The sequence below is a fragment of the Ruegeria sp. YTSA144 genome, assembly GCF_059610125.1.
This window is the reverse complement of record NZ_JBXWNA010000004.1, coordinates 105,379-121,153: the sequence shown is the minus strand read 5'-3', so window position 1 is coordinate 121,153 and position 15,775 is coordinate 105,379. Positions and strand designations below refer to the sequence as shown.

General features: G+C 57.8%; 14 protein-coding genes. 10 read left to right on the top strand and 4 right to left on the bottom strand.

The window, feature by feature from the left end; genetic code table 11:
• Positions 1-277 precede the first annotated feature (277 nt).
• A complete protein-coding gene (locus AC2FF8_RS11060) occupies positions 278-1,336 on the bottom strand; it encodes an ABC transporter ATP-binding protein (protein ID WP_170345354.1) in 1,059 nt (352 codons plus the stop codon).
• Positions 1,333-2,139, bottom strand: a complete 807-nt coding sequence (locus AC2FF8_RS11055) for an IclR family transcriptional regulator (RefSeq protein WP_257600981.1) — start codon at positions 2,137-2,139, stop codon at positions 1,333-1,335. Before AC2FF8_RS11055 ends, AC2FF8_RS11060 begins: the two co-directional genes overlap by 4 nt.
• Before the next feature lie 141 nt (positions 2,140-2,280).
• Here AC2FF8_RS11055 and AC2FF8_RS11050 point away from each other — a divergent pair, with 141 nt between their 5' ends.
• The 10 genes from AC2FF8_RS11050 (at position 2,281) to AC2FF8_RS11005 (ending at position 13,545) form a co-directional block, all read left to right on the top strand.
• Positions 2,281-3,540 carry an ABC transporter substrate-binding protein gene (locus AC2FF8_RS11050; RefSeq protein ID WP_496879700.1) on the top strand — a complete coding sequence of 420 codons (1,260 nt, stop codon included), beginning with the start codon at positions 2,281-2,283 and terminating at the stop codon, positions 3,538-3,540.
• A gap of 92 nt (positions 3,541-3,632) precedes the next feature.
• Positions 3,633-4,559: a carbohydrate ABC transporter permease gene (locus AC2FF8_RS11045; protein ID WP_171119269.1), complete on the top strand. Its 927-nt coding sequence runs from the start codon at positions 3,633-3,635 to the stop codon at positions 4,557-4,559.
• 1 nt (position 4,560) lies between these two features.
• Entirely contained in the window at positions 4,561-5,409 is an 849-nt protein-coding gene (locus tag AC2FF8_RS11040; protein WP_170345350.1) for a carbohydrate ABC transporter permease, read from the top strand.
• The gene (locus tag AC2FF8_RS11035) at positions 5,406-6,746 is read left to right on the top strand and encodes an alpha-glucosidase/alpha-galactosidase (RefSeq protein WP_496879699.1); all 1,341 of its coding nucleotides are present in this window, start codon (positions 5,406-5,408) and stop codon (positions 6,744-6,746) included. The genes AC2FF8_RS11040 and AC2FF8_RS11035 overlap by 4 nt, the downstream gene beginning before the upstream one ends.
• A gap of 58 nt (positions 6,747-6,804) precedes the next feature.
• Positions 6,805-8,511: an IlvD/Edd family dehydratase gene (locus AC2FF8_RS11030; RefSeq protein WP_496879698.1), complete on the top strand. Its 1,707-nt coding sequence runs from the start codon at positions 6,805-6,807 to the stop codon at positions 8,509-8,511.
• Positions 8,511-9,275 (top strand): SDR family NAD(P)-dependent oxidoreductase, encoded by a 765-nt coding sequence (locus AC2FF8_RS11025; RefSeq protein WP_496879697.1) that lies wholly within the window; start codon positions 8,511-8,513, stop codon positions 9,273-9,275. Before AC2FF8_RS11030 ends, AC2FF8_RS11025 begins: the two co-directional genes overlap by 1 nt.
• Positions 9,276-9,279: 4 nt before the next feature.
• The gene (locus AC2FF8_RS11020; RefSeq protein WP_170345346.1) at positions 9,280-10,173 is read left to right on the top strand and encodes a 2-dehydro-3-deoxygalactonokinase; all 894 of its coding nucleotides are present in this window, start codon (positions 9,280-9,282) and stop codon (positions 10,171-10,173) included.
• A complete protein-coding gene (locus AC2FF8_RS11015) occupies positions 10,170-10,775 on the top strand; it encodes a 2-dehydro-3-deoxy-6-phosphogalactonate aldolase (RefSeq protein ID WP_496879696.1) in 606 nt (201 codons plus the stop codon). Before AC2FF8_RS11020 ends, AC2FF8_RS11015 begins: the two co-directional genes overlap by 4 nt.
• Positions 10,772-11,632, top strand: coding sequence for an SMP-30/gluconolactonase/LRE family protein (locus AC2FF8_RS11010; protein WP_480684918.1), 861 nt, complete (start codon positions 10,772-10,774; stop codon positions 11,630-11,632). The genes AC2FF8_RS11015 and AC2FF8_RS11010 overlap by 4 nt, the downstream gene beginning before the upstream one ends.
• Complete coding sequence (locus tag AC2FF8_RS11005) at positions 11,629-13,545, top strand: beta-galactosidase (protein WP_496879695.1); 1,917 nt, start codon at positions 11,629-11,631, stop codon at positions 13,543-13,545. Before AC2FF8_RS11010 ends, AC2FF8_RS11005 begins: the two co-directional genes overlap by 4 nt.
• Before the next feature lie 40 nt (positions 13,546-13,585).
• On the opposite strand, the gene AC2FF8_RS11000 is transcribed toward AC2FF8_RS11005, so the two are convergent.
• Together AC2FF8_RS11000 and AC2FF8_RS10995 are read right to left on the bottom strand one after the other, a co-directional pair.
• Positions 13,586-14,857 carry an ABC transporter permease gene (locus AC2FF8_RS11000; protein ID WP_496879694.1) on the bottom strand — a complete coding sequence of 424 codons (1,272 nt, stop codon included), beginning with the start codon at positions 14,855-14,857 and terminating at the stop codon, positions 13,586-13,588.
• Positions 14,854-15,774, bottom strand: coding sequence for an ABC transporter permease (locus tag AC2FF8_RS10995; protein ID WP_171615186.1), 921 nt, complete (start codon positions 15,772-15,774; stop codon positions 14,854-14,856). Before AC2FF8_RS10995 ends, AC2FF8_RS11000 begins: the two co-directional genes overlap by 4 nt.
• Position 15,775: the final 1 nt, after the last annotated feature.

The following is a 15,775-nucleotide window of genomic DNA, read 5'->3' as shown; positions in this document are numbered from 1 at the left end:
GGCGCGGGAGGGGCGCGATCATGATACCGCCCCTGGGTGACTCTGTTTTGACAGGGCCTCCCTTAAATCACGTTGGGCTGGGAATCAATCATCTGTGCCCGCGCGTTTTGCCACGGGCTGGGCGTGGATGGCCTTTGATGTCATCAGCTCAACGGTTCGCCCGCCTGTCTTGGGCGTTTCCCTTCAGGTCACGCTACATGTTTTCCATGATGCTGCACGGCTGGTCCCGCGAAGTTCTTCGGGTTGCGGCCGAAGTTCTTCGGGTTGCGGCCAAGGATTACCGAAATCTCTGCCCTGTCTCGGGATCAAATACCATGGCTCGATCGGGTTGAATGGATATGCCAATCCGGTCGCCCGTTTTGCTGCGTTGGTCATCCCGCTCTTCCACAATCAGTTTGTCACCATTTGGCGTCAGCAGATAGGAGTAGGAAACACCCCCAAGCGCTTCGGTCAGATCCACTGTGCAGGTGTCCGCAGACCGGTCGATGTGGATATGTTCGGGGCGCATCCCCAACGTCACCTTGTCCGTTCCGGCAGGAACAGTTGCCGAGATCGGCAATGGCTGGCCCAAAGCGGGATGGGTGACATGGCCGTCGGCATAATCGCAATCGAGAAAGTTCATCGCAGGCGAACCGATGAAACCTGCAACAAACCGGTTGTCGGGGTCACGGTACAGATCCATCGGGGCGCCGACCTGTTCAATCCGGCCATCGCGCAGTACGACAATCTTGTCGGCCATCGTCATGGCTTCGACCTGATCATGGGTCACATAGATCATGGTTGCGCCGATTTCCTGATGCAGACGCGCAATTTCGACGCGCATCTCGACACGCAATTCGGCGTCCAGGTTGGACAGGGGTTCGTCGAACAGAAAAACCTCGGGCCCGCGTACAATCGCCCGCCCGATTGCAACCCTTTGCCGTTGCCCGCCCGACAGGGCCTTGGGTTTGCGCTTGAGATAGGGATCAAGCTTCAGAATGCTCGAAGCCTCCTGCACCTTCTGGTCGATCTCGGCTTTTGGGACACCGTTCATGCGCAGGCCAAATCCCATATTTTCGGCCACTGACATATGCGGGTAGAGCGCATAGGTCTGGAACACCATGGCCACGCCGCGCTTGGCCGGGTCCATATGTGTCACCTCGCGCGATCCGATGTGAATCTCACCTTCCGAGGTTTCTTCCAACCCGGCAATCATCCGCAACAACGTGGATTTTCCGCACCCCGAAGGCCCTACGAAAACGCAGAACTCGCCATCTTCGATTTGCAGGTCGATCCCATGAATGACCTGTGTCTGACCGTACCGTTTGATTGCCCGATTCAGAGTTACACCTGTCATGTCATTAGCATCCTGTCGTTTTTCGAACCTGGGCCTGTTTCGGGAAACCGCCAGGCTTGTGCCTCGGTTCCGATTTGTTCAGCCACACGCCGCAGGCGCGGCACCCAGGCTTCGAGTTGATCGAAATCCATTCGTTCGGTGGACCCGGTTATCGAAATCGCCCCAAGCATCCGCCCGTTCGACGTCAGAACTGGGCAGGCGATGCAAATGATGCCAGGCTCGTGCTCTTCATCATCGACGGCAAATCCCCGGCTGCGAATTCTGTCAAGATCAGCCCGCAACATCTTTTCGGATGTCAGAGTTTTGTCGGTGAAGCGGTGATAGCTTTGCTGCGACACCGCCCTGTTCAGCGCATCTTCGTCCAAGAAGGCCAGCATCGCCTTGCCGACCCCCGTGCAGTAGGCCGGGCCAACTTTTCCAGCCTGAGAGTACATCTCGATCGGTTGTGCGGCGTTGCGTTTGTCGACGTAAAGAACCTGACTGGAATCAAGTTGCGCCAGGTGCACGGTTTCACCGGTTTCTTGGCTGAGGGCATCCAGAAAAGGCCGCGCTATCGGGGCCAATGAGCTTTGCGTCCATGCCGCATGGGCCAACCGAACCAACCGCATCCCGGGCGCATAGGTCTGCCTGTCGCGGTCATAAGACAGCATTCCCTGGTTGGTCAGGGATTGCAGAAATCGGTACAGGGTCGCCTTTGGAAAATCGCTGTTTTCCAAAAGTTCAGCGAATCGAACTGGGCGCTCGAACGACGCTACATGATCCAGTACATCACATGCTTTGCCTATAGTTCCGTCACCTGACACGGGCCATCGTTCTCCTCCGATTGTCCCCCGCCATCCTCACGAGGGTCTTGACAACAGTAACCGAGTCGATGTGTAGTTTTCAATATATAAAACAAGGTTTCACTATATGGAACCTTTCATGGGAACAACAGGGAGGAGACCATGTATTCAACTTTCAAGCGCACGACGGCTGCGCTGGCGATCGGTGTCGCGATGGCGGCACCGGCAGCTGCGGAACTCACCGGAGAGCTGCGGATCTTTCTCGACACATCAAACCCGGCGCCCCGCGCGACGATGGAAGCGATGATCGAACGGTTCGGAGCACAGCATCCGGGGTTGGAGATCGAAACAACGGTCATCGACCGCGAAGCATACAAGACGCAGATCCGGAATTTCCTGACGGCCGACACCCCGGACGTGGCCACATGGTACGCCGCCAACCGCATGAAACCATATGTCGAGGCGGGTCTGTTCGAGGATGTGTCGGACTTGTGGGCAGAGCCTGAGATCGCCGAAAACCTCGCTTCGACCAAGGGCGCGTTGACAATCGACGGCAAGCAATGGGGCGTACCCTATACCTACTATCAGTGGGGTGTTTACTACCGCAAAGATATCTTTGATGAACTGGGTTTGAGCGAGCCGACAACCTGGGAAGAAGAACTGTCCAACTGCCAGAAAATCGTCGATTCGGGACGCGCCTGCTATACCATTGGCACCAAGTTCCTTTGGACCGCCGGTGGCTGGTTTGACTATCTGAACATGCGAACGAATGGTTTCGACTTCCACCAGCAGCTCGCCAACGGCGAAGTCAGCTGGGAAGATGATCGGGTAAAACAGACTTTCGCCAACTGGAAACAGTTGATCGACATGGGCGCCTTCATCGACAATCACCAGACATATAGCTGGCAGGAAGCCCTGCCCTTCATGGTCAATGGTGAGGCAGCGGCCTATCTGATGGGCAACTTCGCAGTGGCACCGCTTCGCGATGCGGGCCTGACAGATGACCAGCTGGATTTCTACCAGTTCGTCGCGATCAATCCCGATGTTGAGCTGGCCGAAGACGCCCCGACCGACACGTTCCACATCCCGGCCAATGCTTCGAACAAGGAAGCTGCGCGCGAATTCCTGCGTTTTGTGGTCTCTGCTGACGAACAGACCGAAATCAACAACGGCGCGAATCTCGGCCAATTGCCGGTCAACGCGCAATCTACTGTGGATGACGACAAGTTCCTGCAACAGGGCTTTGAAATGCTTTCGTCCAACAGCCCCGGTGGGGTAGCCCAGTTCTGGGACCGCGACGCGCCTGCGGAAATGGCCAAAGTGTCCATGGAAGGTTTCCAGGAATTCATGGTCAAACCCGACAACTTGGACCGGATACTGGCCAAGCTCGAACGCGCGCGCGAGCGTATTTACGATAACTGACCAGGCAAGGGTCGGGCCAAAGCCTGGCCCACGCTCCCTTGAGTCGTAGGGCGGGTTCCGACCCGCCTTGCTCCAACAGATCCGAGTTTCCCATGACAGTTGCAGCCGACGCCTCGGAACAGGAAAGCTGGTTCCATCGCAACCAACAACGTATCGCACCCTGGCTGTTTCTAGCCCCCGGGATGCTGTTCTTTTTGGTCTATGTGATTATCCCGGTATTCCAGTCCTTCAACCTGTCACTTTACGAGTGGGACGGCCTGGGCGCTGCGGAATATGTCGGCTTTCGCAATTACGAGGACCTCTATTGGGAATGGGTAGACCGAGATGCGTTCTACATCTCGATGAAGAACAATCTGATCTGGCTGATCCTGTACCTGGCAGCGATTCCGGCAGGTTTGTTCATCGCCCTGTTCCTGAATCAGACAGTTTGGGGCATCCGCCTGTACAAGTCCCTGTTTTTCTTTCCTTTCGTGATTTCTCAGGTCGTGGTGGGGCTGGTGTTCACCTGGTTCTACGATCCGACGTTCGGGTTGCTGAACGAATTCCTCGGCTTCTTCGGCCTCGGCCCGGTAAACGTGTTGGGCGATGAGCGTTTCGTGACCTATGGCATCATCTTCGCCGGCCTCTGGCCACAAACCGCCTATTGCATGATCCTGTACCTGACCGGTCTGAACGCTGTGGACCCGGAGCAGATCGAAGCAGGACGCCTGGACGGGGCCAAGGGTTGGAAGATGCTCTGGCACATCATTATCCCGCAACTGCGGCCTGCAACCTTCATCGCGTTCGTCGTGACCATCATCGGCGCATTGCGATCTTTCGACCTGATCTCGATCATGACACAAGGCGGCCCCTTCGGATCCTCCCGAGTGCTGGCCTATTACATGTTCGAGGTCGCCCTGTCCGAATACGGCTTCCGCATGGGTTATGGCGCGGCCATCGCCGTGATCCTTTTCCTGATCATGCTGTGCTTCATCGCCTATTTCCTGTGGTCGATGTACCGTGAAGAGAAGGGGCGCTGAGATGTTTCCCAAACCCATCGAAAAACAACCCCGCGCGGCGCAGATCACATATCAAGCCATGCTTCCATTGGCCCTTCTGTTGTGGCTGGGCCCCCTGCTGGCAGTTGCTCTTTTCTCGGTGAAACCCGCTGCTGACTTCACCAACGCGAATTACTGGGGGATGCCGTCCAGCTTTGAGGGCGCCTTCAACTATGGGCAGGTGTTCTTCAATTCGGACATGCCGCGATACCTGCTGAATTCATTCATGATCACCGTCCCTACCGTGATCGGTGCGGTGGCCCTCAGCTGCATGACCGGCTTCGCGCTTGGCATCTACAAGTTCAAGTCGAACCTCTGGATCTTTTTCATGTTCGTGGCCGGGAATTTCGTGCCCTTCCAGATCCTGATGGTGCCGGTTCGGGATCTGACCCTGCAACTTGGGCTTTATAACACAAAAACCGGGCTGGTCCTGTTCCACATCGCCTTCCAGACCGGGTTCTGCACCCTGTTCATGCGCAACTTCATCCGCGCCCTGCCCTTCGAGTTGATCGAGGCAGCACGGGTCGAAGGCATCAGCGAATGGCGCATCTTCTGGTATGTGGTCCTACCCCTGATGAAGCCCGCGATCGCCGCGCTCAGCGTGCTGATATTCACCTTCATCTGGAACGATTATTTCTGGGCCGTCGTCCTGACGCAAGGCGCAGAAAGCCAGCCTGTCACTGCCGGCATCACCAGTTTCAACGCCCAATTCCGCGCCGCTTATCAATTGATGAGCGCAGGCTCCATCGTGGCGGCTCTGCCACCGGTGGCCATGTTCTTCCTGATGCAGAAACACTTCATTGCAGGTTTGACTCTCGGAGCTGTGAAATGACCAAAATTACCTTTATCGGTGCCGGGTCCACAATATTCATGCAGAACATCGTTGGGGATGCTCTGTTGACCCCTGCGCTGGCCGACAGTCACTTTGCGCTTATGGATATCGATCCCGAGCGCCTGGCGGAAAGCGAAACCGTTGCGCGCTCCATGATCCGTTCGGTCGGGGCCGGGGCGACCGTCTCGACCCATACCGACCGCCGCGCGGCGCTGGACGGGGCCGATTTCGTCATCACCGCGTTTCAGGTCGGGGGGTACAAGCCTTGCACAATCACCGATTTTGAGATCCCCAAACAGTATGGCTTGCGTCAAACCATCGCTGATACGCTGGGTGTCGGAGGGATCATGCGAGGTCTGCGCACGGTTCCGGTGCTTTGGGATGTCGCAGGGGACATGATGCAACTCTGCCCCAACGCGACGTTGCTGCAATACGTAAATCCGATGGCCATCAACACCTGGGCACTGGCCGAACGCTTCCCGACCCTGAAACATGTGGGCCTTTGCCACTCGGTTCAAAACACGGTCGAGGAACTGGCCCACGATCTGGATCTGCCAAAGGATGAGTTCCGCTACAAAGTCGCGGGCGTCAATCACGTCGCATTCTTTCTGAAACTGGAACATCAGGGCCGCAACCTGTATCCCGCACTGCGGCAGGGCTATCACGCGGGGAAATTCCCCAAGGCGCCGCTGCTGATGCCGCGCTGCCCCAACAAGGTGCGCTACGAGGTGATGGATCACCTGGGCTATTTCTGCACAGAAAGCTCGGAACACCTGGCCGAATACGTGCCGTGGTTCATCAAGGACGGGCGTCAGGACCTGATCGACCAGTTCCAGATCCCGCTGGACGAATACCCCACCCGCTGCGAGGAACAGGTCGCGAACTGGAAGGAACAGGCCAAGACCCTGACCGACGGGCGCGACATCGAGGTGACCCGCAGCCACGAATTCGCCGCCGACCTGATGAACGCGATCGTTACGAACACGCCTTACATCGCCTATGGCAACCTGCCCAACACCGGCCAGATCCCGCAACTGCCCTTGGGTGCAGCGGTCGAAACCCCCTGCCTGGTCGACAGCAACGGCGTGCAGCCTTCTGTCGTGTCCGACATCCCGCCGCAGTTGATTGCCCTGATGCGCACGCAGATCAATGTACAGGAACTGACTGTTCGGGCCCTGACAGAACAGAACCCCGAATATATTTACCACGCCGCGATGATGGATCCGCACACCGCCGCCGAACTGGACCTGCGCCAGATCCGCAACCTTGTCACGGATCTGCTGACGGCCCATAACGATTGGCTGCCCGACTGGTGCCGCCCGGCCCGTGCCGCCTGATCTTCATCTTTTCACAAATACTCAGATCCAACTTCAGCCAAGAAAAACAAAGCCAGACATGACAAAACGCCGCTCACAGCATTGGTATGGAAAACTCGACAAGGATGGCTTCATCCACCGGTCGTGGATGAAAAACCAGGGCTTTCCCGACCACGCTTTTGACGGACGACCCATAATTGGCATCTGCAACACCTGGTCAGAACTGACCCCCTGCAACTCGGGCCTGCGCGACCTGGCCGAGGGCGTAAAACGCGGCGTATGGGAGGCGGGCGGCTTTCCGGTAGAGTTCCCTGTCATGTCTCTGGGCGAAACCCAGATGAAACCCACCGCGATGCTGTTCCGCAACCTGCTGGCCATGGATGTCGAAGAATCGATCCGCGCCTATGGAATCGATGGCGTGGTACTTCTGGGGGGCTGCGACAAGACCACACCGGGTCAGCTGATGGGGGCCGCTTCAGTCGATCTGCCTTCGATCGTCGTCAGTTCAGGCCCGATGCTGAACGGTAAATACCGCGGACAGGATATCGGGTCCGGCACCGATGTCTGGAAGTTTTCCGAAGCGGTGCGGGCTGGCGAAATGACCTTGCAGGATTTCATGAACGCCGAATCCGGCATGTCGCGCAGCGCGGGCGTATGCATGACCATGGGCACCGCGTCCACCATGGCGTCGCTGGTCGAAGCGATGGGCATGAGCCTGCCCACCAACGCCGCGCTTCCGGCGGTCGACGCCCGCCGCATGGCGCTGGCGCACATGACCGGCCGGCGCATCGTCGAGATGGTGGATGAAGACCTCAAACCATCGGACATCCTGACCAAAGAGGCGTTTGAAAACGCCATTCTCGCCAATGCCGCCGTTGGCGGATCGACCAATGCGGTGGTTCACCTGCTGGCGCTGGCGGGACGTGTCGGGGTTGACCTGACCCTGAAAGATTATGAAATCGGGTCCGAAATTCCACTTCTGGTCAACTGCATGCCGTCGGGCAAATACCTGATGGAAGACTTCTGCTATGCAGGCGGCGTGCCGGTCGTGCTGAACGAACTCAAACCCTTTCTGCGCCCGGCAAAAACGGTGCTGAACAAGGACATCTCGGCCCATTTCGAAGGGGCCGAGTGTTTCAATACGGATGTGATCCGCCCCTTCAACGACCCTGTGAAACCCGCCGCAGGTTTGCGCGTTCTGCGCGGCAACCTTGCGCCGAATGGCGCAATCGTCAAGCCTTCGGCGGCCACTGACGCGCTTCTTGAAACCGAGGGCGAGGCTTTCGTGTTCGACAACATCGAAGACCTGAAGGCCAATATCGACCGTGAAGACCTGCCAGTCACGGCCAAGAGCATTCTGGTGCTCAAGGGGTGTGGCCCCAAGGGGTATCCGGGTATGCCCGAGGTCGGCAACATGCCAATTCCGGCGAAACTGGTGAAAGAGGGTGTACGAGACATGATCCGGATCTCGGACGCCCGCATGTCGGGAACAGCTTATGGCACCGTCATTTTGCATGTCAGTCCCGAAGCACAGGCGGGTGGCACGCTGGCGCTGGTCAAAACCGGAGACCGCATCCGTGTTTCAGCCAGAAGCGGCGAACTGGAACTGCTTGTGGACGAAAACGAACTGGACGCCCGTCGCGCCGCGTGGCAACCGGATGATCCGCACTATACCCGCGGCTATGCGAAGCTTTACATCGACCACGTGCTGCAAGCGGATCAGGGGGCGGATCTGGATTTCCTTGTGGGCAAAGACACCCGCCTCGTGACCAGAGAGAGCCACTGATGACCCAACCAGCTACATTCCACGATCTGAACGGGGCCTCGGTCTATATCACCGGCGGAGGCTCGGGCGTTGGTGCGGCGCTGACAGATGGATTCATGGCACAGGGGGCCAATGTGGCCTTCATTGGTCGGTCGGATGCCAGCGGGTTTGTTGAAGAGATGCGTGACAAGCACGGCCGCGCGCCGCTGTTCCTGCAAGGCGACATGACGGATACCGAACTGCTGCACGCGACGATGACCAAAGCTGCCGAGGCTCATGGCCCTTTGAACGTCTTGGTAAACAACGCAGCCAACGACCAACGTCATACGCTTGAGGAAACCACGACGGAGTTCTGGGACTGGATGATCGAGGTGAACCTGAAAGCCTATTATTTCGCGTGTCAGGAAGCCGCCCGGCAAATGAAAGATGGCGGGGCAATCATCAATTTCAGCTCGATCAGTTACATGATGGGCAATGCTGGCTATCCGATCTATACGACCTCGAATGCCGGGATTACGGGGATGACGCGGTCATTGGCACGTGAACTGGGGCCGAGGAAAATCCGGGTAAACGCACTGGCCCCCGGCTGGGTTCTGACGCAAAAACAGTTGGATAAATGGGCCACACCCGAGGATCTGGCAGCCCATTTGGACCGGCAATGTCTGAAAGAGCACCTGAAGCCCGAGGATATGATAGCACCAACACTTTTTCTGGCGTCCAGGGCCAGCCATGCGATGACCGGGCAATGTATGGCTGTTGATGGCGGCGTCGTGGTTTCGGGGTGATGTTATGAATACTGAATGGATCGCCGTCGACTGGGGAACATCTCATTTACGGGCCTGGGCCATGCAGGGTGCGACTGCGCTGGACCATGCGCAATCCGACAAGGGCATGGCGCATGTCGGACCTGACGGGTTTCAAGCCGCCCTGCTGGACTTGATCGAAAACTGGTTGCCCGGCGCGCCGGTGGATGTGGTCGCCTGCGGAATGGTCGGCGCACGACAGGGCTGGGTGGAAGCCCCATATTCGACGGTGCCGTCGGACCCCTTGCCGGATGTCCCGATCCGCGTTCCCGGATCAGACCCGCGCATTCGGGCCTTTGTCATACCAGGTCTGAAACAGACAACCCCACCGGATGTGATGCGGGGTGAGGAAACCCAGATTGCCGGATTTCTGGGCGCGCGTCAGAATTGGGACGGCGTCATCTGCCTGCCCGGAACCCATACGAAATGGGTTCAGGTAAGCGCTGGCGAGGTTGTAAGCTTTCGTACCTTCATGACGGGTGAGTTGTTCGACCTGCTGTGTGGTCAGTCCGTGCTGCGACACTCTGTAGGTCCGGGCTGGGACGAAAACGCCTTCGCCGAGGCGGTTGCGGATACGTTGTCAAAACCCGAACAATTGGCTGCCCGTCTTTTCAACCTCCGAGCGGCGGACTTGCTGCAAGGCCAGGCCAAAGCCACCGCACGCGCGCGCCTTTCCGGAATGTTGATCGGGGCCGAACTGGCCGCGACACGGCCCTATTGGCTGGGGCAGCAACTGGCCATTATCGGAGCAGAAGGCGTGTCGCAGACATATGCAACAGCCCTGCAACGGCAGGGTGCATTCGTAGAAACCGCGAATGCCACCGAGGCAACTCTGGCCGGGCTTGCGCTGGCCCGAAACATGACAAGGCAAACCGCATGAGCCGTCCCATCATCGCCATATTGCGGGGCTTGCAACCGCACGAAGCCAAAGCCGTTGGCCGCGCCATTATCGATGCCGGCATCGACCGGATCGAAGTACCGCTCAATTCTCCGGACCCGCTCGACAGTATCGGGATTTTGGTTGATGCGTTTGGAAACCAGGCCCTGATCGGCGCGGGTACTGTTTTGACAGTCGATCAGGTGGACGCTGTGTCGGCTGCCGGAGGCAAGTTGATCGTATCGCCCAACTATGACGCCGAGGTCATCAAGCGTTCAGTCGCGTTGGGCTTGCAAAGCTGGCCGGGGGTTTACACCCCGACCGAAGCTTTTGCGGCCCTCAAGGCCGGGGCCACCGGGTTGAAGCTGTTCCCGGGGGTGATGGCTGGTCCGGCGGGTTTGGCCGCGTTGCGCCCGGTTTTGCCCATAGGCTCGCTTGTTTTTGCCGTTGGAGGTGCCGGGCCCGACAATTTCGGGCAATGGATCAAAGCGGGCGCAGATGGCTTTGGGATAGGCTCTGCACTTTACAAACCCGGGATGGATGTCGCCGAAATCGCCGAGCGCGCCCGACACATCGTAACTGCCTATGACGAGGTCGCCGGATGAGCACCCTCTTTGACGACCGCCCCTGCGAGTTGGGCGAAGGCCCGTTGTGGCATCCTGAAAGACGTCAGCTTTTCTGGTTCGATATCATCGGCAAACGTCTGATGACCCGCGAGCGGGGCACGCCAAAAAGCTGGAGCTTCGATGAACATGTCTCGGCCGCGGGCTGGGTGGACCGCGATACGCTTCTGATGGCTTCTGAAACCGGTCTTTGGCGTTTTGATTTGCAATCCGGAAAGCGGAACTTGATCACGCCTCTGGAAGCCGACAACCCCATCACCCGTTCAAACGATGGCCGCGCTGATCCTTGGGGTGGGTTTTGGATCGGAACAATGGGCAAGCAAGCGGAACCCGGGGCCGGATCAATCTATCGCTTCTGGAAAGGTGAGTTGAGACGGTTGGTTCCGGATGTAACAATCTCCAACGCGATCTGTTTTGCCCCCGATCGTTCGGTGGCCTATTTCTGCGACACCGCAACGAAACAGGTCAGACGCTGGCGTCTGAACGCCGAAACCGGTTGGCCGGAAGGCGACAGCGCAGTTTTTCTGGACTTGCGCAAAGAAGGTCTGAACCCGGATGGTGCGGTCATTGATGCCCAGGGGAATATCTGGATCGCACAATGGGGCGCCAGCCGGATCGCGGCGTACACGGCCGACGGCACATTTCTGAAGGCCGTTGCATTTGACGCATCCCATACGTCCTGCCCCGCTTTCGGGGGCGATGAACTGAATACGCTTTTCTGCACAACGGCCCGTCAGGGGTTGAGCGCAGAAGCAATAGACAGCCAACCGACCAACGGCATGACCTTTGCCGCGCGAAATGCAGGTCAGGGTCAGGCAGAACACAAGGTCATCTTATGAAGCCGGAACTGGGCGTTTGTTATTATCCTGAACATTGGCCAGAGGCGATGTGGGCCGACGATGCCGTGCAAATGGTCGAAACAGGCCTGACATGGGTGCGCATTGGCGAGTTCGCGTGGAGCCGCATCGAGCCGCAATCCGGCGTTTTACAATTCGAATGGCTCGATCGCGCGATCGAGACACTCGGTGCAGCCGGATTGAAGGTCGTACTGGGCACGCCAACCGCAACGCCGCCGCGCTGGATGTTGGACAAACACCCGGACATGCTGGCCACCGATGAAAATGGCAACCCGCGCAAGTTCGGATCCCGGCGGCATTACTGCTTTAGCCATCAAGGCTATATCGACGAATGTACCCGCCTCGCCCGGATATTGGGTGAACGGTACGGTAAGAACCCGCATGTGGTCGCGTGGCAGATTGACAATGAATACGGGTGTCATGACACCACTCTCAGTTACAGCGCAGCTGCCCAACAGGCGTTTCGCGATTGGTTGGCCGAACGGTATGGAACGATTGAAACGCTGAACCAGGCGTGGGGCAACGTATTCTGGTCGATGGAATATCGCGACTTCAACGAAATCGACCTGCCCAATCAAACCGTGACCGAGCCGAACCCGGCTCATGTACTGGCATTCCGGCGCTTCAGTTCGGATCAGGTCGCGGCATTCAACAAATCACAGGTGGATGTGCTGCGGCCGCTGACCGATGCGCCGCTTTTGCACAATTACATGGGCCGTATTCTGGACTTCGACCATTTCAAGGTTGGCGCGGACCTGGATATCGCCACCTGGGACAGTTATCCGATCGGTTTTCTGTCGGACCGGCTGGAAGGCGACGACGCGCACAAGACCGCCTTTTTGCAACAGGGCGACCCGGACATGCAGGCGTTTCATCATGATCTCTACCGGGCGGTCGGACGCGGCCGTTGGTGGGTGATGGAACAACAACCCGGACCGGTGAATTGGGCACCGTATAATCCGGCACCCCTGCCCGGAATGGTGCGGCTTTGGTCTGTGGAAGCCGTGGCTCATGGTGCCGAGGTGGTGAGTTATTTCCGATGGCGGCAAGCCCCGTTTGCGCAAGAGCAAATGCATGCCGGCTTGCTGACGTCGAACAATCACCCTGCTGCTGCACTGGCAGAGGCCCGCCAGACCGCAGATGACCTGAACAATTTGGGTGCGGTGCAACAGATACAGGCCAAAGTGGCCATTTTGTTCGATTATGCCTCGGACTGGGCGTGGGCAACACAACCACAAGGCGCGGGATTTGACTATTTCCGATTGGTTTTTTCAGCTTATCGCGCACTGCGACGGGCCGGTCTGTCGGTAGACTTTGTTTCGGCGAAGGACATTCCCGCCGATTACACGGTGATCCTTGCACCTGGTTTGGCCACAATGGATCCTGAATTGGAACACCGCCTGGCAGAGAGATGCGATCTTGCCATTCTGGGGCCACGCAGTGGTGCGATCACCCGTGATTTTCAAATTCCTGAAAAGGGCAGACCCGGTCTGAGCAGGATCGATTGCGATGTTGATCTGGTCGAAACTCTGCCGCCCACGGTTGAACGCGCGGTCAAGGGTGGCGGCGCGGCGCGGCATTGGATCGACCGATTGTCAGGAACGGCCAAAGACCTGCTGAGTTTTGAAGACGGAACATCTGCCCTCAAGGTAGGGGCCGATATTTGGTACTTGGCAGGTTTCCCGGATGAGGACCTTTGGGACCGTGTGATAGCCATGGCCGCGGAAAAAGCCGATTTGACATTGCGCACGATGCCGCAAGGCCTGCGACTGCGCGAGACGGCCAATCATGACTTCCTGATCAACTACAACGCAGGACCGGTGGAATGGAACGGGCTCACCGTCGAAGGCTGTGACGTCAAAATCCTGAAACGCAAACCGCCCGAACAGACCTGAGGTCAGTCCGGGCGGGTGCCGAGGTTACGAACCTGCGCCGCTATTCGTCGCTTTGCAGGCTGTTGGGGTCAAACACCCCGCCGAAACCGCTGTTGTTGGCCGGAGCGCTTTCAGATTCAGACCCTCCATCTGCGCCTTCGCTTTCCTCGCCCCCTAAAGAGTTCGGCGCGAACACATTGCCAAAGCCGCTGTTGTTCGTTGGTTTTGGAGTGGATTGCGCACCGCCCTGTTCCGCTTCTTCAGCTTCGCGTTGCTTGCGGCGTTCCTCACGCTGTTTGCGCAACTCCTGAATACGCTGTTCCGCTTCCAACTTCTTCTGCTCGCGGATATCGGCGATACACTGCGCCGGATTGTAGGTGGCCGCAGTGCCGACAACCGTGATCGTCGCGACGGCAAATACAACCAACAGAACCGCTGCCATGTTGCCGGAAAAGAAGCTGGGCAATTTGATCTTGCCGGCCAGTTCCTCAACCGTCGCGTTCTTGCGCGCCGCTGCCACCAGTTCCTGACGCTTCAGCTTGGCTTCGTTCAGCAGAGCGAAGAACACCGTCAGCGCCACGATGATGAAGGCCAGTGCCGAGATCGCGGGTGTGATGCCATAACGGACCTTTTGGGCCAGCTCGATCGTCAACGTCGGGTATTCACCGAAGGTGAAGGTGGTGGTGTTGTAATTCTCGAACGATGCGAGGAACGCCAAAACCGCTGCCGATGCAATCGCCGGGCGCATGAACGGCAACAGGATCTTGCGGAAGGCCTGCGCGTGGCTGGCCCCAAGATCCAGCGCAGCCTCGGTCAGCGCCATGTCGTAGCGCTGCAAGCGTGCCACCAACACCAGCATGCAGTAGCTGGCGATAAAGGTGGATTGGCCGATCACCGTCAGGAAGATGCCATTCGACAGGAAGCTGTCCGCCCCCAGTCCCAACATCCGGTTGATCCGGTCCCAGAACACCAGCGTCGAGATACCCAGAACCACGCCGGGGATCAGGATCGGAGCGATGATGATCGTGTAGTAAGTCGCCCGCAGCTTTGGCCAGATCTGGGTCAGCATCAGTGCACCCGCCAGACCCATGGCGACTGACAGGATGACCGTGCCGATCCCGATGATCAGTGAGTTCTTGATACCGTTCAGGATTCGCTGATCCTGAAACAACTCACCAAACCACTGGAAGGTCAGGCATTCCCACGGGCTCATCCGTGGGAAGCCGGACGAGTTGAACGCGGTGATCGACATGATCACAAGCGGACCCAGCAGATACAGGAAGAAGAGCGCCAGATAGACCCAGATGCTTATACGGAGGAAGGAATTGTTCATTTCCCGATATCCCCCATGTTCACTTTGAACAGGCGCATCATGGCCAGCACGAACAGGATACAGGTCACCAGCAGGACGATCGCGTAAGCAGCCCCTTGCGGCCAGTCGTTGTTATCGTTGAACTGCTGATAGATCAGCTGCGTGAACCACAGCGACGACGGCCCGCCCAGAATTTGCGGTGCAGCCAACGCACCGGCAGACAGCATGAACACCATGGTACAGCCCGAACTGATACCCGGCTTGGCATAGGGAATGACCACACGCCAATGTATCCGCCACCACGGCGCACCAAGGTCGCGCGCTGCTTCGATCTGATTTTTGTCCAAGCTTTCTATGACGTTGTACATCGGGAAGATCATCAGCAGGATATAGGCATAGCCCAAACCGGCATAGAGCGCGATATCGTTCCGGATGAAGTCGAACGGCACATCCCAGATCCCCAGTCCCACGAACAGCGTGTTCAAAACGCCGGTTTCACCAAAGATAATGCGCAACGCAAAGGCGCGCAGAATCTCGTTGATCCAGTAAGGGATGATCAGCATGATCGCGAAGATGCGGATATGGCTGCCTTCGGATTGCCCCAGATAGTAGGCGATCGGATAGCAGATGATCAGGTTGAAAATCGTGACGCAAACCGCCGCCACGAGGGTGCGGAAGAACACCCGCAGGTCAACCGTGTTGTAATCCTGGCTGCCACCTTCGGGGCCGTATATCAGATACTTGTAGTTCTCCAGCGTATAGACGTCCTTCGGCCCACCAATCTCTGGCGGCGGAAGGTTCGGACGGAACGAGAAATCCAGCATCGAAAGCTGCGGCAGGATGATCAGGCCGATGGTCCAGAACAGAACCAGGCCCAGGATCGCCAAACCCATACCGGTTCCGTTGCGGTTGAAGAATTCCTTCAGAAAATGGGGCATG